The organism is Streptomyces sp. NBC_00273 (assembly GCF_036178145.1).
GTDB lineage: Bacteria > Actinomycetota > Actinomycetes > Streptomycetales > Streptomycetaceae > Streptomyces.
Genome location: NZ_CP108067.1, coordinates 4,955,074 through 4,975,063, shown reverse-complemented (window position 1 = coordinate 4,975,063; position 19,990 = coordinate 4,955,074). Strand labels below are relative to the sequence as shown.

Below are 19,990 nucleotides of genomic sequence, written 5' to 3'. Positions count from 1 at the left end.
CCGGCGGGTCAGCGGGCGGTGAAGGCGTCCGCGTTCTCGCGGGCCCACTGCCGGTAGGTGCGGGCGGGTACGCCGAGCAGGGACTCGGTGGTCTCGCCGAGGGCGGCGGGGCCGTGGTCGGCCGCCTCCCACAGGTCGAGCAGCGAGGACACCATCGGGGCGGGCATGTGCCGGCCCATCTGCTCTTCCGCCTCGGCACGGGTGATGCGCTCGACGGGGATGGTGCGGCCGAGGGTCTCCGAGAGGACGGCGAGCTGCTCGCGGAAGGAGAGCGACTCGGAGCCGGTCAGGGTGAGCGCGCGGCCGGTGAGGGAGTCCCCGGTCAGGGCCAGGGCGGCGATGTCGGCGATGTCCTCGGGGTGGATGGGCGCGATCTGCGCGTCCGGGTAGGCGAGCTGGACCGGCATCGACCGGCCGACGGGCCAGGCCCAGCCCAGCGAGTTGCTGGCGAAGGCGTCGGGGCGCAGGAACGTACAGGTCAGACCGGAGTCGGCGAGGGCGCGCTCGACCTTCAGGCTGTGGCTCGCGAGCGGATCGTCCTCGGCGTCCGGGGCGAGCACCGAGGACGAGGACAGCAGGACGACGTGCTCGACCCCGGCGGCTTCGGCGGCCTCGATCAGGTCGTGGATGCCGGCGGGCTGCGGGTAGAGGAAGACCTGGCGGACGCCGCGGAGTGCGGCGGCGAAGGTCTCGGGCCGGTCCAGGACGAGCTCGGCGGTCTCGACGCCGGCCGGGACGGTCAGTTCGGCGGGGCGGGCGCTGGCGGCCCGGACGGGGAGACCGGCGGAGTGCAGCCGGTCGATGACGGCCCGGCCGACCTTGCCGCGCGCGCCGGTGATGAGGATGGTCATGAGAGCTCCATTCGTTCGTTGATGCATATGCATGCTCGCATGCACACGTTTTCACGTCAACACATGTCTGCGTGAGCTCACATATGTACGATGAGGGGCATGACGAAGCACGAGCCGGCGACCGACGAGGAACTGCTGGACGCAGTGGGCCCGGCGATGGGGAAACTGCGGCGCTCCTCGCTCCTGGAGGTCGAGAACCCGATCTCGCAGAAGGACCTCAGCCGCACCCTGGTCCTCAACATCGTCCTGGAGGCCGAGCAGGGGGACGGCCGCGAGATCACCGTCGGCGCCGTGGCCGAGTACCTGGCCGTCGACCCCTCGGTGGCCAGCCGCATGGTGTCCGACAGCATCTCCGCCGGCTATCTCGTCCGCGCCGCCTCCCAGCAGGACGGCCGCCGCACGATCCTCCACCTCAGCCCCGAGGGCCGGGACATGATGGACCGCTTCCGGCGCCACCAGCGCGCGGCCTTCGAGTACGTGACGGCCGACTGGAGCGAGCGCGACCGCCTCGACTTCGCCCGCCTCATGCTGAGGTACGTCGACGCCCAGAACGCGCTGCGCCACCGCTGACGACCGCCGGACGACCGCCGGACGCCCGCGGACGGCAACACCACAGCCCCGGGCGGACGGCCCGGGGCTGTGTCGTGGGGCGCCAGGCCCGGTGGGCTACCGGAAGGAGACCCACTTGGCCGCGCTCGGTACCCCGTTCTCGTCCAGCAGGAAGAGCATGTAGTAGCCGGGCGGGACGTCGTTGGCCGAGGGCGGTGCCTGCAGGCGCAGGCTGTTCCCCTGCCGCTTGACGATGCCCAGTTCCAGGTGGCGCTGGCTGGTGTTGAGCGAGTGCGTCGCCGTGGTCGGGGCCAGCAGGACGGCCTTCTTGACCTGGTCGGGCGTGGAGGTTCCCACGGTGAAGGCGGTGTCGTACCGCAGCGGTCCGTCGGGGGCGCGGTCGAGAGCCGGGCGGCTGCCCTGGTGGAGGTAGGCCGGCTCGAAGATCTCGATGCTGCCGTTCATGTCGTCGTCGATCTTCGGGTCGTTGGCGAGCTGCTGCAGTTCGTCACCGGTGACCATGACCCGGCCGTCCGGGAGGACGACGGCGTTGGAGTGGTATCCGCGCGGCAGCCGCTGCGCCGGGCCCAGCTTCCATTCGCCCAGCGCGTTGCGGGTCTCGATCTGCCGGTACTTCAGATCGGACTTGGGGTTGTAGTCGCCGTTCCCGTAGTCCCGGATGCCGTAGGCGCCGTTGACGGTCAGCAGGCTCGCGTCCGGGAGCAGCAGGGTGTCGTCCTGCGTCCGGCCGAAGGCGCGGGGCTGCTGCTTCTCCCAGTCGCCGCCGCTCGTGAGCCGGTAGGTGTTGGGGTCGTCGCGGTCGCCGCCGAGGACCAGCACGGAGTCCGGGCCGCGCAGTCCGGCGGGGAGCGGCACGGCGGAGCCGTAGCCGCGGTGCACGCCGTCGGGGCGCGCGGGCAGGTCCGTACGGGTCTCCGCGACCGGGTCGAAGGCCCACTGCTTGGTGGCGTGCCGGCCCAGGCCGTAGACCTTGCCGTCGCGCAGGGTGAACAGGTGCGGGTAGTCGCTGTCGGTACCGAAGGGCGCGTCCACGCGCAGGGTGTCCGTCGGGACGTCCTTCGGGATCAGGGTCTTCTCGAAGGGGACCGGGTGGCTCTTGGCGGGGAAGCGTTCGATCACGGAGGTGGAGGTGCCCCAGCCCTGGTCGGTGTGGCCGGACATGATCAGCAGGCGGCCGTCGGGGGCGGCGGCCACGGAGGGGTACCAGCGGCCGACCTCCATGTCCTTGTTCACGGACCAGCTCTCGGTCCACGGGTCGAAGACCAGCGACAGCTTGGCGCCGGCGCCGCCGCCGTAGCCGAGGTTGCCGCCGAAGACGCCGACCATGCCGTTGGGCAGGAAGGCGTGTCCGGCGCAGAAGAAGGGTGCCGGGCGCTTCTCGCCCGTGCCGTCCGGCACGACCAGCTCGGGCGGGGTGACCTGCTTGAAGGCGGCCGCTCCGGTGCCGCGGCGCGGGTCCCACAGGAAGGCGCGGCCGGCGTTGGCCTTGCCGAGGGTGTTGGTCGGTGCGGGCTCCTCGGTCGGGTCGGTCTCCATGCGTTCGAAGGAGAAGAGCAGCACCTTGCCGGTCGGGAGCATGGCGATGTGGGCGGCGAAGTCCGGGGACTGGAAGTACTCGGCGAACTGCCCGAACGCCTTGGGGTGGAAGCGGGCGTTCACGTCCGCCTGGGACCGGGTCAGTGAGTTCAGGCTGTCGATCCGGGCGAGCTGGGAGTACCCGCCCAGCTTGAGGAGCTGCTCGCGGACCTTCGTATGTTCCTGGGCGTGTTCGGCGCCGAGGGCCGCTTTTTCCTCGGGGCGGGCCGAACCGTCGTGCGCGACTGCCGGGACGGCGGTGACCAGGGCGGCGGTGGCAGCGAGCACGGAGATCGCGGCCCGGCGGGCAGCGCGGCGGGCGGCTCGGGGAGCTGATCGTCGCGCGGATCGGCGCTTGATACGTGACATGTGACTCCTCACCAGGGGTGCTGGAGCGGCGGGTGCCCGTGTGGGGGCACAGGGCGCCTACGACGCCTACGCACACAGACCTATGCCGACGCGTCGGGCGCCGCACACCGGGAAGATCGTCCGAGCTTCGGGCCGCCCGGGTGAAGGCACCGCCCTGAGCTGCGCCGACGGCGGTCCGAAGGACCGCCTCCCGGTCCCCCGCCCGGCCGCAACCCGTGGTGATCACGGACCCCGGTCGGCCCCTCGGCGAACCGGGTCGCCGCCGTCCCGGCGCGGGCCGGTTCCCGCCCCTCCTGCGGGCCGCGACCGAGGCCCGCAGGAGGGGGCGGAAGGGAGGGGTCGGAAGACGGGGCCCGGATCGGTCAGGATTCGAGAAGCCCCCTTGGTCCAGGCGCAGTTAACGTGACGGGCATGGACATCAGCATTCACATGAGCACCCTTCCGCAGGACGACCCGGACGCCGCCGTGGCCTTCTACCGCGACGTCCTCGGCTTCGAGGTCCGCAGCGACGTCGGCCAGGGCAAGATGCGCTGGATCACGGTCGGACCCGCCGACCAGCCCGGCACGTCGATCCTCCTCGCCCCGCCGGCCGTCGACCCCGGTGTCACCGAGGCGGAGCGCCGCACCATCGCCGAGATGATGGCGAAGGGCACCTACGGCTGGATCCTCCTCGCCACCAAGAACCTCGACAGCACCTTCGAGAAGATCCAGGCCGGCGACGCCGAGGTCGTCCAGGAGCCGACCGAGCAGCCGTACGGCGTCCGCGACTGCGCCTTCCGTGACCCCGCGGGCAACCTGATCCGCATCCAAGAACTCCGCTGAGCGGTTCCACCGACGAATCGACGAAATCGACGAAACCGACGAAGGGGGATCCGCCATGTGTCGTCCTGCGTGGAGACAGGCACTGATCGAGGCGTCGCACCTGAAGGACCTGGCGCGGCTGCGCCGCGTCCGGGACCGGATCGACCGGGAGCACGCCCGCCCGCTGGACGTCGAGGAGCTCGCCCGCGCCGCGGACATGGCGGCCGGGCACCTCGGCCGCCAGTTCCGGCTCGCGTACGGTGCGTCCCCGTACGCCTACCTGACGGCGCGCCGCATCGAGCGCGCGACGGCCCTGCTGCGCGGTGGCGACCTCAGCGTCACCGAGGTCCGCCGCGCGGTGGGCTGCCCGACGCCGGGCATCTTCACCACCCGCTTCACGGAGCTGGTCGGCACGGCGCCCGACGCGTATCCGCGCGACGGCCGGCCGAACCGGCCGTACCAGCCGAACCGGCCGAACCGGTCAGGATTCGAGAAGCGTCCGCCCCGGTCCCAGACCTAGCGTGATGTTCATGGCCTCCATCGAAACCCTCACCCTTGAGGTGGCCGACACCACGGCCGCCCACCACTTCTACACCGCCTTCGCTCCGGACGTGCAGGTCCGCCTGCGGACCTCGGAAGCACCGACGACCGGCTTCCGCGGGTTCGCGCTCTCGCTCACCGTCCCCCGGCCGGCCGACGTGGACGCCCTCGCCGGCGCCGCCCTGGAGGCCGGCGCCACCTCTTTGAAGCCCGCTTCGAAGTCGTTCTGGGGCTACGGCGCGGTCGTACAGGCCCCGGACGGGACGATCTGGAAGCTCGCGACGTCCGCGAAGCGGGACACCGGCCCGGCCACCGGGCGGATCGACGACGTCGTGCTCCTGCTGGGGGTCGCCGACATGTCCGCGAGCAAGCGGTTCTACGTCGACCGCGGCCTCGCCGTCGCCAGGAGCTTCGGCAGCAAGTACGTCGAGTTCGCCGCCCCGTCGAGTCCCTTCAAGGTGGCGCTGTACGGGCGCCGCGCCCTGGCCAAGGACGTCGGTGTCCCGATCGACGGGTCCGGCTCCCACCGGCTCGTGATCGGCGGCGCCGGCGGGCCCTTCACCGACCCCGACGGCTTCGCGTGGGAGGCCGCGGTACCGGCCACCACCGCCTGATCCCCGACCGGCACCACCCGATCGAGCTCCGCGAGAGAGGAACCCGCACATGAAGGGCACGCAGACGTCGACGAGGAACACCGGCGCGGCCACCGGCGCGGCCGAGGAGCAGGCCGACGGGTTCACGGATGCGGAACGGGACGCGATCAAGCAGCGTGCCCAGGAGCTGAGGGCCGCCGGGCGCCGCGGTCCGCGTGCCGCCACGCCGGATCCGGAGGTGGAGGTCCTGGCGAAGATCGCCGAGATGGAGGACGCGGACCGCGTCCTCGCCGAACGGCTCCACGCCCTCATCCGGGCCGCAGCCCCGGACCTCTCCCCGAAGCTCTGGTACGGGATGCCCGCGTACGCCAAGGCCGGCAAGGTCCTCTGCTTCTTCCAGAGCGCGCAGAAGTTCAAGACCCGGTACGCCACCCTCGGCTTCAGCGACCCGGCCCGCCTGGACGAGGGCACGATGTGGCCGACCTCGTACGCCCTGACGAAGCTGACCCCGGCCGACGAGACGCTGATCGCCGAGCTCATCAAGAAGGCCGTCGGCTGACCCGTCCGGCCCCCGGCCACCCGGCCCCCGCCGGCCGGTCCGGGCACCCTCCGGCAGGCGGCGGCTACGGACCGGCCTCAGGCGGTCTCCCGGATGAAACGGCGCAACTCCGCGCAGAGGGCCCCGGGATTGTCCAGCTGGACGAGCGTGCCCGCCTCGGGGATCTCCACGTACCGCCCCTGCGGCAGCAGTTCGGCGAGCCGACGGCCCGTGGCGGGCGGCATCATGCGGTCCTCGGCCCCCCAGGCGACCAGCGCGGGCCGGTCGAAGTCCGCGAGCTTCTCCGCGGCCTCGAGGTAGGTGTCCTTCCGGGTGCTGCGGCAGAACTTGGCGAGGTCCCGACGGATCGCGCGCCGGCTGAGCAGGGGCCGGTACCAGCGCCGGACCAGCGCGTACGGGATCGGCCGCTGCGCCATCCCGCCCAGCGAGCTCCCCATCCGTACGAGGAAGGGGACGCGGAAGGACTGCAGCAGCAGGAACAGGCCGCCCGGGACGCGGGAGGCCGCGTGCAGGGTCCGGCCCTGGATGCCCGGCGGGTAGTTGTCCAGGGCCTCGCACGAGGTGAGCACCAGGCGGCCGATGCGTTCGTCGCGCACGCCCACCAGGAGCTGGGCCGTGCCCGCGTCGTTCTGGACGAGGGTGACGTCGCGCAGGTCGAGGCGTTCCAGGAACTCGGCCAGGAGCGCGGCGATCCCGTGCGCCGAAAGGTCCGCGTCCGGCCGCATCGGCCTGCGGTGGCTGCCGATCGGCAGTACGGGCACCACCACCCTTAGATCGGGCCGCAGTTCCCGCACCACCTGGTCCCAGACCGACTCGTCGAAGCCGAGCCCGTGGACGAGCACCACGACCTCTCCGTCCCCGCCCGTGTCGGTGAAGTCGATGACGCCTGCGCTCAGTTCGATTTCGGGCAAGGTGCTACCTCCGACTAGATAGACCGATCTAGTGAGAGACTATCGAGCGTGAGAACCACGGGCGACACCAGAGCGCGCATCGTCACCGCCGCGACCGAACTGTTCCGGCTCCAGGGCTACGCGGCCAGCGGTATGAAGCAGATCGTCGCGGCGGCCGACGCTCCGTACGGCTCGGCCTACCACTTCTTCCCCGGAGGCAAGGCGCAGTTGGGCGAGGAGGTGATCCGTACGTCGGGTGCGGCCTACCTGGAACTGATCGCCGACCTCTTCTCCCCGACGCAGGGCGCGGACCCGGCCGCCGTCACCCGCGACGCGTTCACCGCCGCGGCGCAGACCTTGCGCGAGCTCGACTTCACCGACCCGTGCCCCATCGCCACCATCGCGCTGGAAGTGGCCGGCACCCATGAAGGGTTGCGGCTGGCCACCGCCGAGGTCTTCGCCAGCTGGACGGACGGCCTCGCCGCCTTCTACCGCGCCGGCGGTATCGCCGAGCCCGCCGCGCACGAGACCGCGAGCTCGGTGATCGCCCTGCTGGAGGGCGCGTTCATGCTCGGCCGTGCCGCGCGGAGCACCGATCCGGTACTGGCCGCGTCCCGGGCCGCGACGGCCGTCGTCCGCGCGGCGCAGTCCGGGTCGTAGGGCGCGGTCGGGGCGGCCGGGCCCCTGCGGGTGGGGTCAGTCGCGGGCCGGGGTCCTCAGGGCGGAGAAGATCAGGAGCGCGAACGCGACCACGGCGGCGGCGGTGCGGATGTCGTTGAAGATCTCCCAGCGCTGCAGGATCTCCGTGTGATCGACCGGGGCCGAGCCGTGCGCCCAGTCCTTGATCCGGCTGTTGATCGGGACGTTGCCGAACCGGGTGACCAGGAGGGACGTCAGGGCCAGCAGGCCGGCCCCGCCCGCGAGCAGCCGCGTACGGCCGCGCGTCACGGCGGTGAGGGCCAGCGAGCTGACGATCGACACGCCCATCGCCGCCTGCATGGTGATGCCGTTCATCTTCATCAGTTCGGTGTGGAACGACAGCCGTATGTCGAGCGGTACCGCGTTGAAGGTGGGTACGAGGTTGGCCGCCCCGTAACCGAACGCGCCGGCGAGGAGTCCGGTGGAGAGGAGGGCCAGGCCCAGCAGAAGGCGTGTGCGCATGTTCGTCGGCTCCTGTGTGTCGGTGCTCACGGCGGGCGGGCGGCGGTAGTTCCGCCGACGCCGCGACGGGCGCAGGCATGCCCCCGTGCACAAGGGTCCGGGCTGCCCCGCACCAAGTCCAAGAGCGAGTCCTTCTCGTAGGGATAAGGGCCGACTATCCGAGGCCGGCCCCCCGGGGCTGCTTCAGGGGTTCGGCCACGGGATCACTTCCGCCTCGGCAGGACCGGGCCCTGCGCGCGTGTCACTTGCCGTCGGAGAAGTTGTGCACGCCCCACCAGCCCGAGGAGTCGCGGTAGAGGCCCACGCCGACCTCGGTGAAGTCCGGGTTGACCTGCGCCTTGTAGTGCCCGGAGCTGTGGCGCCACATCGACTGGAACTTCTCGGCGGCTTCCTGGGCGGTCATCGAAGCATCGCTGAACCAGACGATGTTCTCGCCGGTCCAGGTGCGCGAGCCCGTCTTCAGGTAGGCGCGGTCCGCCGACGAGGAGTGGGCGAACCCGTTGTTCCTCATGTGCTCGGCCCACTTGCGGGCGAAGTCGCTGAGGTCCTGCTTGAGCGCGAGCGGGGGCCGGCCGACGGCGGCCCGTTCGTTGTTGAGCAGCTGCAGGGACAGCGACTGGGCCGTGGCGACGTCCTGCGTCGAGGTGCGGGGGCCGGGCACCTTGGGGTCCGGTCCGGTCGGACCGTTCCCCGAGGTGCTGCGGGTCGGGGGCGCGGTGGGCTTGGCAGTGCGCTCCGTGGCCGTCGCTGCGGAGCGCTGCTCCGCGTCCTTCGCCTGCGCGGCGGGCGCGGATGCGGCTGTGGATGCGGGGGCCGATGCGGATGCGGACGCGGCGGCGCTCGGGCTCGCCGTACCGTCGGCCGCCGCGGGTCCGGCGCCGGCGGCCGGATCCGCCGTGGCGGTCGGCGGGCCGTCCACCGCGTCCGGACGGCCGGCGAGCGCGGAGGGGGAGCCCGTCGCCGCAGTGCGTTCCGGGGCCCCGCCGGATATGAGGGCGTAGCCGCTCCCGACCCCGGCCAGCAGGACCACGGCGGCCGCTGCCATCAGGGGAGTCCGGCGACGGCTCTTGCGGTGGCCACCGGCCGCCTTGTTCGCGGCGCGCGCCCGCCCGCGCCGGCCCGACCCGGAACCAGCACCGTCCACGTCCACGTTCACGTCCGCCGCTGCGTTCGCGTCCGCGCCGTACGTGAACTCATCGTCGTGATACCGCATCGCATCTCCTCGAAGGTGACGGCCCACCTGGCCTGACATTGAAGGAGACCCGTGAGGCGCGCGGAGATAACACTTTTCTCGCGGGAACGTGCCTGCCGGTGGTGTGCGGCCGGGCGCAGCTCGTGATCGTGGCGTGCGTGCGTGCGCCGCGGCCCGGCCCCTCGGAGGGGCCGGGCCGTTTCGGTGTGCCGGTCAGGCGAGGGCGAGGAAGAGCTTTTCGAGTTCTTCTTCGGTCATGGGGGCCTGGTTCTCGTCGGCGTTGGTCATGCACTGGCGCATGCCGCTGGCCACGATCTTGAAGCCAGCGCGGTCCAGGGCCTTGGAGACGGCGGCGAGTTGGGTGACGACGTCCTTGCAGTCGCGGCCGGCTTCGATCATGGCGATGACGCCCGCGAGCTGGCCCTGGGCGCGGCGCAGGCGGTTGAGGACTGCGTTGACTGCGTCGTCGTCGACTTTCACAGGTGCCTCCTGGCCTCGTGTGCTCTCCCCCGATGGTACCCCAGGGGGTATCCGGTCGGTGGGTGTCAGTGGCTGCGGAGGGTGGCGAGGGCGGCTTCGAGGTCGCCCCGGCGAGGGCGGTTGTGGGGGAGCTTGGCGAGGAGCGCCGCCATGCCGCAGGTGTTGGTGAGGGCCGAGTAGACCAGTCCGCCGGCGATGCCCGCGGAGGCGAGGCGGAAGGCGGGGCGCAGGCGGCCGAGGGTGAGGCCGGTCAGGACGACGGCGCCGGCGGTGAAGCGGACCTGGCGTTCCATGTTCCAGGTGGCGTGCCGGTTGTCTTCGGGGTGGTGGAGGGCGAGTCCGCCGTCGGACCAGGCTCCGGTGCCTCCGGTGAGGGTGCTGGCGGTGATGCCGTGGTCGGCGAGGGTCGTGCGGGCGTTCTCGGCGCGGGTGCCGGATGCGCAGACGACGAGGACGTCGCTGCGGGCAGCGACCTCGCGAAGGTCGGGCAGGGCGCGGGTCAGCTGGTCGAGCGGGATGTTGAGGGCGCCGGGGAGGTGGCCGGTGGCGTATTCGCCGGGGGTGCGGACGTCCAGGACGATCAGGTCACCCAGGCGGCTGTGGGCCTGGTGGGCGTCGAGGGTGTGGGGGTGGGCCATGGTGCTGTGTTCCGTCCTTGTCGGAAGGGGACCCGCTCCTTGATGCCCCCGGGGGTATTTACGGGGGTGTGGTCGAGGGGGGCGGGCCACGGGGTCAGTGGAGGGCGTCGGTGAGCATGAGGGCGGCGACGGCCAGGAGGACGGCCGCGAAGGTCCGCTGGAGGGCGGGTCCGGAGATCTTGGCGGCGAGGCGCTTGCCGTCCCAGGCTCCGAGGACGGCCGCTCCGGTGAAGGGGGCGATGACCGCCCAGTGCAGCGGGGTGTGCGTGCCCGTGCGGGCGGCGAGTGCGGCGAGGGAGTTGACGGTGATGACCAGGAGGCTGGTGCCGACGGCGGCCCGCATGCGCAGGCCCAGTACGGAGACGAGGGCGGGGACGGCGAGGAAGCCGCCGCCGACGCCGAGGAAGCCGGTGATCGAGCCGAGTCCGGCACCCGCCCCGGCGGCCCGCGCGGGCCGGACGGGCCGGGGCTGCCGCCCGGGGGCGGGGTCGGGGGCGGCGAACATGCGCCAGGCGGCGAGGCCGGCCGTGGCGGCGAACGCCGCGGTCAGGACCGGTTCGGGAACGCGGCTGGCCAGGGTGGCGGCGGCGAGGGCGGGCGGGATGCCGGCCGCCGCGAACAGGGCGCCCGTCTTCCAGCGGACGTTGCCGGACGTGGCGTGGGCGTAGAGGGCGGTGGCGGACGTGGCGGTGACGATGATCAGGGATGCGGTGGTGGCGGCAGCCGGGGTGAAGCCCAGGAGGTAGATCAGGGCCGGGACGGCCAGGACACTGCCGCCGCCGCCCAGTGCCCCGAGGGCGAGTCCGATGACGGCCCCGGCGGCGAGGGCCAGGATGAGCGTGCTCACGCTGTTCGGCCGCTGCTTCCGCGTGCGTCGACGACCGGCAGCCCGGCACGGGCCCAGGCGTTCATGCCACCCGTCACGTCGACCGCGTCGCCCCCGCGGCCGGTCAACAGCTCGGCGGCCCGCCGGGAACGGTGTCCGGAACGGCAGATCACCACCAGCGGCCGGCCCTGGGCGATCGCGGGCAGGGCGGCGCCGGCGACGAGGCGGGAGAGCGGGGCGTGGACGGCACCGGGGGCGTGTCCGGCGTTCCACTCGGCCTGCTCGCGCACGTCGAGGAGCACGGCGGCGCCGTCGGCGGTGCGCTGGTGGGCCTGGGCGGGGGTGACGCGGGCGGGGCTGACGCGGGCGGGGCCGCGGCGGAAGAGGAACATCCGTCTTCCTTCCGGGTCGATGGGGCAGGAGGAGTACGGGCTTGCGGGGGTGCGGGAGTGCGGGTTCAGAGGTCCCGCTGGCCGTCGGTGAGGGGCAGGCCGGCCTCGCGGGCGGCGTCGAAGGAGTCGTCGACGGCGACGACGTCACGTCCGGCGGCGTCCAGCAGGGAGGCGGCGATCGCTGCGCGCATCCCGCCGGCGCAGTGCACCCACACCGTGCCGGGCGGGACCTCGGTCAGGCGCCGGTGCAGGTCGTGGACGGGGATGTGCACGGACCCCGCGATCCACCCCTGGGCGCGCTCCGAATCGCGGCGCACGTCCAGGACGACCGTCGTGGAGTCGGTACCCCGGGTGCCCCGGGTGCCCCGGGTGCCCCGGTCGGCGAGGTCGGCGAGGTCGGCGAAGGTGGCGCGGGGGAAGGAGCGCGGGCCGTGCCCTTCGGGTATCCAGTCGCCGGGCGTGCCGGTGGCCGCCGCCGCGGGCCGGTCGATGCCGACGCGGACCAGTTCGCGCTGGGCGGCGGCGAGCTGGGCGGGTGACTCCGCGAGCAGGGTGACGGGCTTGCCCCAGGGGATCATCCAGGCGAGGTAAGTGGCGAGCTTTCCGTCGGCCTCGAAGTTGAACGAGCCCGCGACGTGCCCTTCGGCGAACGCGATCCGGTTGCGCAGGTCGACCACCCATTCCCCGGCCGCCAGGCGCTCGGCGATGTCGGCGGCGTCCGTCAGGGGCGGAGTGCTCAGGTCCACCGGATCCGGGCCCGCGGCGTTGGCCGGGCCCATGTGGGCGTAGTAGGCGGGTACGTCCTCCAGACCGGCCAGTAGGTCGCAGACGAACCGGTCGACGTCCTTGACCAGGGCGTCGTTGACGCCCTTCTCCTTGCCGATGGTGGTGGCGTCGCCCTCGGACTGGGAGGAGGAGCAGAAGCTGCCGAACCCGTGGGTGGGCAGCACGGCCGTCTCGTCGGGGAGCTCGGCGGCCAGACGGTGGGCGGAGGCGTGCTGGGCGCGGGCCAGCTCCTCGGTCAGGCGTGGTTCGACCAGGTCGGGGCGGCCCACCGAGCCGATCAACAGCGAACCACCGGTGAAGACCGCCGCCACCCGGCCGTGCTCTTCCAGCACGTAGGAGGTGTGGTGGGGGGTGTGGCCGGGGGTGGCCAGCGCCCGCAGCGCGATGCCGTCGTCGACGCCCACCGTGTCGCCGTCGGCCACCGGTGTCCGGGCGAAGGAGACGCGGGCACCGGCCGGCACCAGGTACGCGGCGCCGGTCAGGCGGGCCAGGTCCAGGCCGCCGGTGACGTAGTCGTTGTGCAGGTGGGTCTCCACCACGTGGGAGATCCGCACCCCGCGTGCGGCAGCCGCCGCGATGACCCGGTCGATGTCGCGGGGCGGGTCGACGACCGCCGCGGTTGCGGCGCCGCCCGCCAGGTAGCTGCGGTTGCCGAGTCCCTCGGTCTCGATGGTGTCGATGAAGAACACGCGGTTGCTCCTTTCGTTCGACGATTACCCCCGGGGGTATATTTCGAGCGTAACACGGGTACCCCCGGGGGTATTTTTGCCGGCTCGGAGAGCCGGCTCTCACCCGGCGGCTACCCGGCCGCCGGCCCAGATCCGCAGCCGGTCCGCCCCGGCGGGCGCGGGGGAGCACGCGGGAGGGCGTCGACGGGCAGGTCGTCGTCGATGGACTCCGGAGCGGCGATCTCCACGACGGGAACCGGAACCCAGGAGGAAGATCCATGCGTAGTACTTCATCGAGATGCGCGAACCAACCACCGGGACGAGGCGTTCCATGGGAGATCCCGGAACAGGGGGCCGGAGTGGGTGCGCAACGGGAGATGTGAGAGCAAGTGACCGCGATCGAACGCCTGTGGAAAGACTTCGAGCTGCCCGTCAAGGACGCACTCCACCATGCCGACGGGCACTCCTACGATGTCGCCCTCGACCCCACCACACCGAGGGGTTTCACGGTGCTCGCCCCGTTCGATCTCGATGAAGTGCTGGAAGGCGATCCGTCGTGGGTGTCTTCGGTCGACGGGCTCGCCGCGGTAGACCTAGGAGAGGAGGGGCTGCTGTGGTGCGGCGAGGGCTCGTACGGGTCGGAGGGGTTCATTGCGCGGTTGACTGTGGACCGCGCGCTCCATTGGGCGATGTTCTTCATCGAATCCAATCCGTTCGATCGGATTCGACTGTCAGGAAACGTCGCTACCTTCAGTTCGACCTCGGGGTTCGAGCTTGTGCTCGACATCGACGATCCACGAACCCCGACCTCTGGTTCCGGATGTAGCAGAGTGGGGCGGGAGCCGGAGAAGGGTTGAACGTACCTCGATCGGAGTAGTCGGGTACTCCGCTGAGGCAGGCTCGGATGACGCGTCGAGGACGATGCTCCCGGGCCGATGCCAGACCTACTGTCTGGCTCTATGACCAAGACATTATCCCTGGCCGGCTTTGCCGTCGCCGTCCTCGCCTTCGCGATATCCGATGCGGTCAACAGGGGATACGACCCGTTGGCCGAGACCGTCAGCAGGTACGTCAACCTGCCGCACGGCTGGCTGGTGACCGTCGGACAGCTGGCGGTCGCGGTCGGGTCGGAGGCCGTGGCGGTCCGGGCCGTCGGCAGTGGACGGGGCGGGTGGCTGCTGCACTTCTGGGCGGGATGCGTACTGGTGGCTGCCGTCTTTCCGGCTGACCCGCCGGGCAACTGGAGCCGCCCCTCGCTCTCCGACGGCGTGCACGGAGTCGCGGCCTGGGCGGGGTTCCTCGCCCTGGCCATCGCGATCGTCCGGCTGACCGTGGTGTGGCGGCGCGAACTCGCGCGGGCCTCGAAGACCCGTGGGCTGACCGTGCTCGCGTGGGCGTCGTCGGTGGCGTTCGTGCTGTTCGCGGTGGCGTTGGTGGACAAGACGGCCCTCACCCACACGGCCCCTCTGGGCCTGGCCGAACGCATCGTCATCGCCCTGAACCTGGCCTGGCTGGCTCTGGCAGCGATCTCGGCGACTCCCCGGCCTTCGACGTCGGGCACGGTGGAAGGGCTGTCCAACGGCGAGATCGCTGCCGCACTGGTGATCAGCCCGCTGACCGTGAAGACCCACATCTCCCGTGCCATCGGCAAGTTGGGCCTGCGTGACCGCGTGCAACTGGTCATCACCGTGTACGAGCACGGTCTCGTCAGCGCCTCGCCCGCCGATGGTCGTTGACCCGGGGCTTCGTCATGGAGCGGGTGGCGGGAACCGAACCCGCTCCATGAGCGTGGGAACCGCTCGGCGCTTTGCCGCTCTGAGGCCTATGACCTGCGAGAACACGCTACTCGAGTCTCTCGGTGCGGGGCACGGCCTTCCGTCATCCACGCCATTCGAACAGGACGAGCGTCGCGTCGTCCGAGGTGGTTTCGCCGCGTGCCCGCTTGAGGGTGTGGGACAGGTCCCGGGCCACCGTGCGGATCCCGTGGTCGGCCTGCTCCAGCTGGTTCACCCAGTCGATCAGCTGATCCTCGCCGAACTGCTCCTGCCCGTTTTCATGCTCTTCGATCAGGCCGTCGGTGAAGCAGAGGACGCGGTCGCCCGGCTCCAGCTCCACCCTGCTGACCTGCGGCTGGGCCCCTCCGAAGCCGACGGGGAGGGTCGTGGGGCTGTCCAGACGGCGCACGACGCGGTGCGCGCGGATCAGCATCGGCGCGGGATGCCCCGCGTTGACCCACTGGAGGCGCCCCGTGTCCGTGTCCAGGCGCATCATCTGGGCCGTCACGAAGTGGTCCGGGTCGAACTGCTCGGCGACGGCCCGGTCCATGAAGAGGTAGATCTCGGACAGTTCGATGCTGATCCGGCGGGCGTGACGGTACGCACCGATGGCCACCGTGGCCATCGTGGCCGCGTCCAGGCCGTGCCCCATGGCATCGACCATGGCGAGGTGCAGGACCTCGCCGTTCAGGGCGTAGTCGAAGCTGTCCCCCGCCACGGCGTAGGCGGGCTCCAGGACTCCGGCGACCGCGACGCGGGGCATCACCATCGACAGCGGGGGCAGCAGGGACCACTGGATCTCCGCAGCCACGCTCATCGGTTCGCTGCGGCGGGTCCGGAAGAAGAGGTCGGTGTAGCCGTTCTTGGTCTGCAGCAGGTCGGCCACCAGGCCGGCGATCCTGCGCAGGAGGCGGCGGGCGTCGTCGTCGATCCTGTCCAGGGTGACCGAGAGGACCCCCACCTGGTCGCCGCCGTCCAGCAGGGGCAGGTGGATCCGTACGCCGTCGGGCGCCAAGACTTCGACGGTGCGGGACTCCAGGAAGCACCGGCCGGCTTCGGACCGGTCGATGGGCTGCGGATCACCGGCGGCCACACCATCGGCGGGCAGGGGGACCAGCTGCTGCTGTCCGTAGTCCTGGAGCAGGATCTGCGGTACGCGGCCTCCCATCCGGGCCACCGTCTCCGCGAGGAGCGGGCCGACCAGATGGGGTGGCAGTTCGTGCGCACGATCCAGGAACACCCCGAGCAGCTCCTCCCCGAAGCTCTCCGAGCGGTCCGGGTCCCCGCGCCCTCCGACGGTCATCCTGTTGCCTCCAACCGGGCGGCAGGCCGACGTCCTGGCTCCACGGGCGGCGTGGCCTCCAGGATGCTCCCCGGCGACCGGGCACGCCACACGGCTTCCCTGCGCGCCCCGGCTCACATCGGCCGATGATGGGAGTACGGCCGAGCACGCGGAGCTGACCATGACGGGTTGGCATGTCAGGGACTACACCCAGGACGATCTCGAAGCGGTGCTCCGAGTCGACGCGGAGAGCGGAACGGCCGAAGAGCCACCTCTCTTCCCGCTCTCGGACGCCGTGGCGGCCCTCCAGGCCAGCCACCCGGCGGTGGTGGCCACCACGGACGAGGAGGTGGTCGGCGCCGCGGTGAGCAGGGTGGACGGTGAGCGGGCGTGGATCCTGCGCATCAGCCTGGCGCCCGCCTGGCGGCACCAAGGGCTGGGTAGCGACCTGATCACGGCCTTGGAGCACCGGCTGTTCGCCAGTGGAGTCCGCACGGTTCACGCGGTCCTGCCCGACGGCGAGACCGGTGCCACCGCCCTGCACAACTGCGGCTTCGGCGCCCGTCCGGGCCTGGTCTTCTTCGAGAAGCGCGGGCGGGTGACGCCGCAGGCGGTCAGCATGCTCGCGTCGCTGGGAGCGGAGCTACCGCCCGGGGGACTGTGGCAGAAGGTCGCGGGCATGCAGAGGGAGAAGGTGCTCATCGAGCGGCGCCTGGTCCTGCCACTGGCCCATCCCGAAATGGCCGCTCAGCACGGGGTGGAGCTGCCGCGGGCAGTGATGCTGTTCGGTCCGCCGGGCACCGGCAAGAGCACGTTCGCGCACGCGATCGCCAGCCGCCTGAGATGGCCGTTCCTCGAACTGTTCCCCGCCCGGCTGGCCGCCGAGTACGGGCTGGCCACGGGGCTGAACCGGCGCTTCGACGAGATCGCCCGGCTCGACCACGTCCTGGTCTTCATCGACGAGGTCGAGGAGATCGCCGGGACCCGGAGCGGCGCGGACGCGACCGCCGTCGGCGTCGTCAACGAACTGCTCAAGGCGATCGTCCGGTTCCGGGGCCAGGACGGACGGCTGCTGGTCTGCGCCACGAACGACGTGACCACCCTCGACTCCGCGTTCCTGCGGCACGGCCGCTTCGACTACGTGCTGCCGATCGGCCCGCCCGACGACCGCGCGAGGACCGAGCTGTGGGAGAGCTATCTGTCCCGAGCGGCCGCCGAGGCAGACAGCACGGTGCTGGCGTCCGCCAGCGAAGGGTTCACACCTGCCGACATCGCCCATGTGGCGCGCACCGTTTCCCAAGCCCAGTTCGAGCGCACCTTCGACACCGGAGCTCGGGCCCGCCCCACCACCGAGGACTACCTGCGCACGATCGGCGAGACCAGACCCACGGTCAGTGCGGCCATGGCCCAGGAGTTCGCCCAGCAGACCGAGAAGTTCGCCCGCATCTAGGTGTGTTGTCCGGATCAGGCCGGGCCGGTGGCCGTCCCTTCCTCGTCGGCCTCCATGTGCCGGATTCCCTCGTGGGTGAGGGTGACCATTGCGGGAGTGTTGCCGGGTTCCCAGTCGACGGTGATCAGTCCCTCGCCCGCCAGGTAGGTGCAGGCGGCGGCCAGGTCCTGTTCCGGTACGTGGAGGTCGCGCCGCAGCTGTGCTCCGGTGGTGCCGAGGAGGCGGTTGCCTTCGACGGCTTCGTACAGGACCCGGAGCACCTGGTCGCGGTAGGTCTTGCGTTCGCGCAGCGTAGCCATGACCGCGTCCTTTCGTGTGTGGGGTGGGGCGGGTGGGCTCCGGGGCCGGTCGGGGCTTGTCAGATCTCGTCGGAGTGTGCGCCGGTGCCGGCGGAAGGCCTGGTGGCCGCCGGCCGGGAGCGGTCGGGGCCGGCGGGTGTTGCCGTGTCCACGGTGAGGTGGAGGCGGGTGTCGCCGTCGAGGCCCGGATAGCTGCGCTGTTCCGCTCCTGCGAAGCAGCCGCGGAGGGCTTCCGCGACCGTTCGGGCGGCTTCGGGGGTGCGCGCGATGATGCGTACCTCGGCGTGCCCGAGCGAGGGCAGTGTCTGGGTCTCGATGAACTTCACGTGGGCGTGGTTCCCTTCGCAGTGGGTGTGAGGCCGGTGGTCGGTGGAGGTGCTGTTCCTCACCGGTCGGCATCCGTGTGGTGGCCCCGACGACCGGTGTCGTCCGGCAGACCGGGAGGTCTCGGCAGGGGGTCGCTGAAGCGGTAGGCCTCGATCCGCGCTTCGTCCCGGGCGTTCAGCACCTGGATCCAGCGCATTGCGACGCCGATCATGAGGATGATCACCGCGATGAGGACGACGGTCTCCACGGAGCTCACCTCCAGCCGTTCGCGGACAGCGGCAGGGCGCTTCGTCCCATCGCGACCCCGAACGGGGACATGCAGGCCCCGCCTTCGTCCTCCCAGGTGGCTTCCCGGCGGCGGGCGTCCCGGATGCCGCACCCGATGACGGTCTCGTTGGCCATCAGGACGCCCGCGGCCAGGACGCTGCCCGGGATCGCGGCGGCGGCCATCAGCCGGGCCGCAGCTGCGGGTGCGGTCTCGGGCGGGATGACGAGGAGGTCCCAGCGGCCGACGGTGTAGGAGAGCAGGATCAGCTTGTCGGGGTCCTGTTCGGTGAACCAGCCCACGTGCAGCGTGCGCCCGTCCAGGGCAACCGTGCGCGGAACGACCGGCCAGCGGCTGGGGTTCACACTGACGCGGGTGACGCGCCCCCAGGGTTCCTCCAAGGCGGCGGCGAGCGGGGGGAGCTCGGCCTCGAGGTCACGGGAGTAGGGCCACCAGGCCCCGTCCAGCTGGCCGGCGAGCGTGGTCTTCGGGGTGAGGGACAAGCGAGCCGGGGACTCTGCGGCGAGGTCGCGGGGCGCGGTCGGGTCGAGGGTGGTGGTCATGGTGTGGACCTGCCCCCGGACTGCCCGTCGGCAGCCCGGTTTTTAGGCGATCGCCGGAAATGACACCCGCGTGAAGCAGGTGCTCGAAGTACTCCCGGTACTTTGACTGTACGCCCGTTCGGCTCGATACGGCCGTTCTGACCAGGTATTTCCCGGTGGGCGGTGGAGTGGGCGGCGGGAGTACGGTGAAAGGACGACAGGTTCGCGGACGTCGCCCGACCGACACCGGCACCGGTGTCGACCTGCGACGCAGAGGGCCGCACCCTGCGGACGGGTGAACCCACATGGCTGACTCCGACATCCCCCACACGCCCCCACTGCTCCTACCGGATGCGATCCACCATGCGATCCAGCCGGGGGCGGCCGTGCTGCGCCTGGAGACCACGCGGTCCCGGGAGGGGCTCCTTGACGGCGCCTGGTGGCCGCGGACCCGCGACATCGCAACCGAGCTGCCTGCGCTGATCAGCGTCCTGACCGGGCACCTCGGCCCGATCACCAGGGTTGGTGTGGACGCGTCCGCCTGGAACGACCTCCCGGCCCGCCTGGTCATCGACGGCCAGGTCGTGCACCTCGACTCCGATCCGGTCGGCGACGACACCGTCCTCATCACGCGCGGCCACAACGACCACTTCGCCCTGCTGGTGGTCCCCCCGGACACCACCGCCGACGCCGCCCGCGAAGCGATGGCCCGCGCCGTCCGCGCCGACAACATCACGCAGGCCGCTCAGATCCTCATCGCCACCACACCCGAACCCGAGGACAGCGCCGCCGATGCGGAAGGCTGACTCCGATTCCACGGCGACCGATGCTCCGGGCGTGCGGTGCCCCGGTCAGAGCCCCTCGTCGTGCAGGTCCTCTTCGCGCAGCAGGTCGTCCTCGCGGCGCCGCGGACTCTCCTTCTGCCCGGGCTGCCGCTTCTGTTCACGGGCCTGCTTGCCGGGTCGGGGCTGCGCAGGGTCCCCGGGGCGGTGGTGTTCCTGCGCCTCGCGGCCCCGGCCCTTGCCCGGCTCCTGACGCTTGTCCTGCGTACCGTCCATGACGGTGCTCCTCTTGATGCGTGGGGGTACGGGATTCCTCTCGGACCACGCTGCCACGCACACCGACGGTCCGCATCACGTCGACTGCGCGGCGAAGCACA

26 protein-coding genes are annotated in these 19,990 nt (G+C 71.6%); 10 read left to right on the top strand and 16 right to left on the bottom strand.

What is annotated here, in order from left to right; translation table 11 throughout:
• Positions 1 to 8 precede the first annotated feature (8 nt).
• On the bottom strand, positions 9 to 851 hold the full coding sequence (locus OG386_RS21725) for an NAD(P)H-binding protein (RefSeq protein ID WP_328789532.1): 843 nt from the start codon (positions 849 to 851) through the stop codon (positions 9 to 11).
• Between the two features lie 99 nt (positions 852 to 950).
• Between OG386_RS21725 and OG386_RS21720 the strand changes: the two genes are divergently transcribed.
• Positions 951 to 1,421, top strand: coding sequence for a MarR family winged helix-turn-helix transcriptional regulator (locus OG386_RS21720; protein ID WP_328789531.1), 471 nt, complete (start codon positions 951 to 953; stop codon positions 1,419 to 1,421).
• Between the two features lie 96 nt (positions 1,422 to 1,517).
• Here the strand turns inward: OG386_RS21720 and OG386_RS21715 are convergent, their stop codons facing one another.
• A complete protein-coding gene (locus OG386_RS21715; protein WP_328789530.1) occupies positions 1,518 to 3,365 on the bottom strand; it encodes a galactose oxidase early set domain-containing protein in 1,848 nt (615 codons plus the stop codon).
• A gap of 411 nt (positions 3,366 to 3,776) precedes the next feature.
• Between OG386_RS21715 and OG386_RS21710 the strand changes: the two genes are divergently transcribed.
• From OG386_RS21710 to OG386_RS21695, 4 genes are read left to right on the top strand one after another with little or no spacing between them, the layout of a single operon-like run.
• The gene (locus tag OG386_RS21710) at positions 3,777 to 4,187 is read left to right on the top strand and encodes a VOC family protein (protein ID WP_030011646.1); all 411 of its coding nucleotides are present in this window, start codon (positions 3,777 to 3,779) and stop codon (positions 4,185 to 4,187) included.
• Between the two features lie 55 nt (positions 4,188 to 4,242).
• On the top strand, positions 4,243 to 4,686 hold the full coding sequence (locus OG386_RS21705; RefSeq protein WP_328789529.1) for a helix-turn-helix transcriptional regulator: 444 nt from the start codon (positions 4,243 to 4,245) through the stop codon (positions 4,684 to 4,686).
• 10 nt (positions 4,687 to 4,696) lie between these two features.
• Positions 4,697 to 5,320 (top strand): glyoxalase, encoded by a 624-nt coding sequence (locus tag OG386_RS21700; protein WP_328789528.1) that lies wholly within the window; start codon positions 4,697 to 4,699, stop codon positions 5,318 to 5,320.
• Positions 5,321 to 5,369: 49 nt separating this feature from the next.
• Positions 5,370 to 5,858, top strand: a complete 489-nt coding sequence (locus OG386_RS21695; RefSeq protein ID WP_328789527.1) for an iron chaperone — start codon at positions 5,370 to 5,372, stop codon at positions 5,856 to 5,858.
• A 77-nt stretch (positions 5,859 to 5,935) separates the two neighbouring features.
• Here OG386_RS21695 and OG386_RS21690 read toward each other — a convergent pair whose 3' ends face one another.
• Positions 5,936 to 6,769 carry an alpha/beta fold hydrolase gene (locus tag OG386_RS21690; protein ID WP_328789526.1) on the bottom strand — a complete coding sequence of 278 codons (834 nt, stop codon included), beginning with the start codon at positions 6,767 to 6,769 and terminating at the stop codon, positions 5,936 to 5,938.
• A 48-nt stretch (positions 6,770 to 6,817) separates the two neighbouring features.
• Here OG386_RS21690 and OG386_RS21685 point away from each other — a divergent pair, with 48 nt between their 5' ends.
• Entirely contained in the window at positions 6,818 to 7,408 is a 591-nt protein-coding gene (locus OG386_RS21685) for a TetR/AcrR family transcriptional regulator (RefSeq protein WP_328789525.1), read from the top strand.
• A 36-nt stretch (positions 7,409 to 7,444) separates the two neighbouring features.
• Here OG386_RS21685 and OG386_RS21680 read toward each other — a convergent pair whose 3' ends face one another.
• The 7 genes from OG386_RS21680 to OG386_RS21650 all read right to left on the bottom strand — a co-directional run bounded on the left by OG386_RS21680 (position 7,445) and on the right by OG386_RS21650 (position 12,912).
• A complete protein-coding gene (locus OG386_RS21680; RefSeq protein WP_328789524.1) occupies positions 7,445 to 7,909 on the bottom strand; it encodes a DUF1772 domain-containing protein in 465 nt (154 codons plus the stop codon).
• A gap of 241 nt (positions 7,910 to 8,150) precedes the next feature.
• Complete coding sequence (locus OG386_RS21675) at positions 8,151 to 9,122, bottom strand: CAP domain-containing protein (protein WP_328789523.1); 972 nt, start codon at positions 9,120 to 9,122, stop codon at positions 8,151 to 8,153.
• Between the two features lie 192 nt (positions 9,123 to 9,314).
• Complete coding sequence (locus OG386_RS21670; protein ID WP_030010943.1) at positions 9,315 to 9,581, bottom strand: metal-sensitive transcriptional regulator; 267 nt, start codon at positions 9,579 to 9,581, stop codon at positions 9,315 to 9,317.
• A 65-nt stretch (positions 9,582 to 9,646) separates the two neighbouring features.
• Positions 9,647 to 10,219 carry a rhodanese-like domain-containing protein gene (locus OG386_RS21665; RefSeq protein WP_328789522.1) on the bottom strand — a complete coding sequence of 191 codons (573 nt, stop codon included), beginning with the start codon at positions 10,217 to 10,219 and terminating at the stop codon, positions 9,647 to 9,649.
• 94 nt (positions 10,220 to 10,313) lie between these two features.
• Entirely contained in the window at positions 10,314 to 11,066 is a 753-nt protein-coding gene (locus tag OG386_RS21660; protein ID WP_328789521.1) for a sulfite exporter TauE/SafE family protein, read from the bottom strand.
• Positions 11,063 to 11,437: a rhodanese-like domain-containing protein gene (locus OG386_RS21655; RefSeq protein WP_328789520.1), complete on the bottom strand. Its 375-nt coding sequence runs from the start codon at positions 11,435 to 11,437 to the stop codon at positions 11,063 to 11,065. The genes OG386_RS21660 and OG386_RS21655 overlap by 4 nt, the downstream gene beginning before the upstream one ends.
• Positions 11,438 to 11,502: 65 nt before the next feature.
• Positions 11,503 to 12,912, bottom strand: coding sequence for an MBL fold metallo-hydrolase (locus tag OG386_RS21650; RefSeq protein ID WP_328789519.1), 1,410 nt, complete (start codon positions 12,910 to 12,912; stop codon positions 11,503 to 11,505).
• Positions 12,913 to 13,280: 368 nt separating this feature from the next.
• On the opposite strand from OG386_RS21650, the gene OG386_RS21645 reads away from it, so the two are divergent.
• Complete coding sequence (locus OG386_RS21645) at positions 13,281 to 13,748, top strand: hypothetical protein (protein ID WP_328789518.1); 468 nt, start codon at positions 13,281 to 13,283, stop codon at positions 13,746 to 13,748.
• Positions 13,749 to 13,850: 102 nt separating this feature from the next.
• Positions 13,851 to 14,627 (top strand): DUF998 domain-containing protein, encoded by a 777-nt coding sequence (locus OG386_RS21640; RefSeq protein WP_328789517.1) that lies wholly within the window; start codon positions 13,851 to 13,853, stop codon positions 14,625 to 14,627.
• 142 nt (positions 14,628 to 14,769) lie between these two features.
• Here OG386_RS21640 and OG386_RS21635 read toward each other — a convergent pair whose 3' ends face one another.
• Positions 14,770 to 15,969: a PP2C family protein-serine/threonine phosphatase gene (locus tag OG386_RS21635; protein ID WP_328789516.1), complete on the bottom strand. Its 1,200-nt coding sequence runs from the start codon at positions 15,967 to 15,969 to the stop codon at positions 14,770 to 14,772.
• A 160-nt stretch (positions 15,970 to 16,129) separates the two neighbouring features.
• Here OG386_RS21635 and OG386_RS21630 point away from each other — a divergent pair, with 160 nt between their 5' ends.
• Positions 16,130 to 17,398, top strand: coding sequence for an ATP-binding protein (locus tag OG386_RS21630; RefSeq protein WP_328789515.1), 1,269 nt, complete (start codon positions 16,130 to 16,132; stop codon positions 17,396 to 17,398).
• A gap of 14 nt (positions 17,399 to 17,412) precedes the next feature.
• Here OG386_RS21630 and OG386_RS21625 read toward each other — a convergent pair whose 3' ends face one another.
• The 4 genes from OG386_RS21625 to OG386_RS21610 are packed head-to-tail and all read right to left on the bottom strand — an operon-like array spanning position 17,413 to position 18,852.
• The gene (locus OG386_RS21625) at positions 17,413 to 17,697 is read right to left on the bottom strand and encodes a hypothetical protein (protein WP_328789514.1); all 285 of its coding nucleotides are present in this window, start codon (positions 17,695 to 17,697) and stop codon (positions 17,413 to 17,415) included.
• Positions 17,698 to 17,756: 59 nt separating this feature from the next.
• A complete protein-coding gene (locus OG386_RS21620) occupies positions 17,757 to 18,023 on the bottom strand; it encodes a hypothetical protein (RefSeq protein WP_328793310.1) in 267 nt (88 codons plus the stop codon).
• Positions 18,024 to 18,082: 59 nt separating this feature from the next.
• Complete coding sequence (locus OG386_RS21615) at positions 18,083 to 18,271, bottom strand: hypothetical protein (RefSeq protein WP_328789513.1); 189 nt, start codon at positions 18,269 to 18,271, stop codon at positions 18,083 to 18,085.
• Between the two features lie 5 nt (positions 18,272 to 18,276).
• The gene (locus tag OG386_RS21610) at positions 18,277 to 18,852 is read right to left on the bottom strand and encodes a DUF5994 family protein (RefSeq protein WP_328789512.1); all 576 of its coding nucleotides are present in this window, start codon (positions 18,850 to 18,852) and stop codon (positions 18,277 to 18,279) included.
• A 284-nt stretch (positions 18,853 to 19,136) separates the two neighbouring features.
• On the opposite strand from OG386_RS21610, the gene OG386_RS21605 reads away from it, so the two are divergent.
• Positions 19,137 to 19,637 (top strand): DUF5994 family protein, encoded by a 501-nt coding sequence (locus tag OG386_RS21605; protein ID WP_328789511.1) that lies wholly within the window; start codon positions 19,137 to 19,139, stop codon positions 19,635 to 19,637.
• A gap of 45 nt (positions 19,638 to 19,682) precedes the next feature.
• On the opposite strand, the gene OG386_RS21600 is transcribed toward OG386_RS21605, so the two are convergent.
• Positions 19,683 to 19,889 carry a hypothetical protein gene (locus tag OG386_RS21600; protein WP_328789510.1) on the bottom strand — a complete coding sequence of 69 codons (207 nt, stop codon included), beginning with the start codon at positions 19,887 to 19,889 and terminating at the stop codon, positions 19,683 to 19,685.
• Positions 19,890 to 19,990 lie beyond the last annotated feature (101 nt).

Coding starts and splice junctions, on each gene's coding strand:
- OG386_RS21725 (WP_328789532.1), bottom strand. CDS start 851: ATGACCATCCTCATCACCGGCGCGCGCGGCAAGGTCGGCCGGGCCGTC.
- OG386_RS21720 (WP_328789531.1), top strand. CDS start 951: ATGACGAAGCACGAGCCGGCGACCGACGAGGAACTGCTGGACGCAGTG.
- OG386_RS21715 (WP_328789530.1), bottom strand. CDS start 3,365: ATGTCACGTATCAAGCGCCGATCCGCGCGACGATCAGCTCCCCGAGCC.
- OG386_RS21710 (WP_030011646.1), top strand. CDS start 3,777: ATGGACATCAGCATTCACATGAGCACCCTTCCGCAGGACGACCCGGAC.
- OG386_RS21705 (WP_328789529.1), top strand. CDS start 4,243: ATGTGTCGTCCTGCGTGGAGACAGGCACTGATCGAGGCGTCGCACCTG.
- OG386_RS21700 (WP_328789528.1), top strand. CDS start 4,697: ATGGCCTCCATCGAAACCCTCACCCTTGAGGTGGCCGACACCACGGCC.
- OG386_RS21695 (WP_328789527.1), top strand. CDS start 5,370: ATGAAGGGCACGCAGACGTCGACGAGGAACACCGGCGCGGCCACCGGC.
- OG386_RS21680 (WP_328789524.1), bottom strand. CDS start 7,909: ATGCGCACACGCCTTCTGCTGGGCCTGGCCCTCCTCTCCACCGGACTC.
- OG386_RS21675 (WP_328789523.1), bottom strand. CDS start 9,122: ATGCGGTATCACGACGATGAGTTCACGTACGGCGCGGACGCGAACGCA.
- OG386_RS21665 (WP_328789522.1), bottom strand. CDS start 10,219: ATGGCCCACCCCCACACCCTCGACGCCCACCAGGCCCACAGCCGCCTG.
- OG386_RS21655 (WP_328789520.1), bottom strand. CDS start 11,437: ATGTTCCTCTTCCGCCGCGGCCCCGCCCGCGTCAGCCCCGCCCGCGTC.
- OG386_RS21640 (WP_328789517.1), top strand. CDS start 13,851: ATGACCAAGACATTATCCCTGGCCGGCTTTGCCGTCGCCGTCCTCGCC.
- OG386_RS21635 (WP_328789516.1), bottom strand. CDS start 15,969: ATGACCGTCGGAGGGCGCGGGGACCCGGACCGCTCGGAGAGCTTCGGG.
- OG386_RS21630 (WP_328789515.1), top strand. CDS start 16,130: ATGACGGGTTGGCATGTCAGGGACTACACCCAGGACGATCTCGAAGCG.
- OG386_RS21625 (WP_328789514.1), bottom strand. CDS start 17,697: ATGGCTACGCTGCGCGAACGCAAGACCTACCGCGACCAGGTGCTCCGG.
- OG386_RS21610 (WP_328789512.1), bottom strand. CDS start 18,852: ATGACCACCACCCTCGACCCGACCGCGCCCCGCGACCTCGCCGCAGAG.
- OG386_RS21605 (WP_328789511.1), top strand. CDS start 19,137: ATGGCTGACTCCGACATCCCCCACACGCCCCCACTGCTCCTACCGGAT.
- OG386_RS21600 (WP_328789510.1), bottom strand. CDS start 19,889: ATGGACGGTACGCAGGACAAGCGTCAGGAGCCGGGCAAGGGCCGGGGC.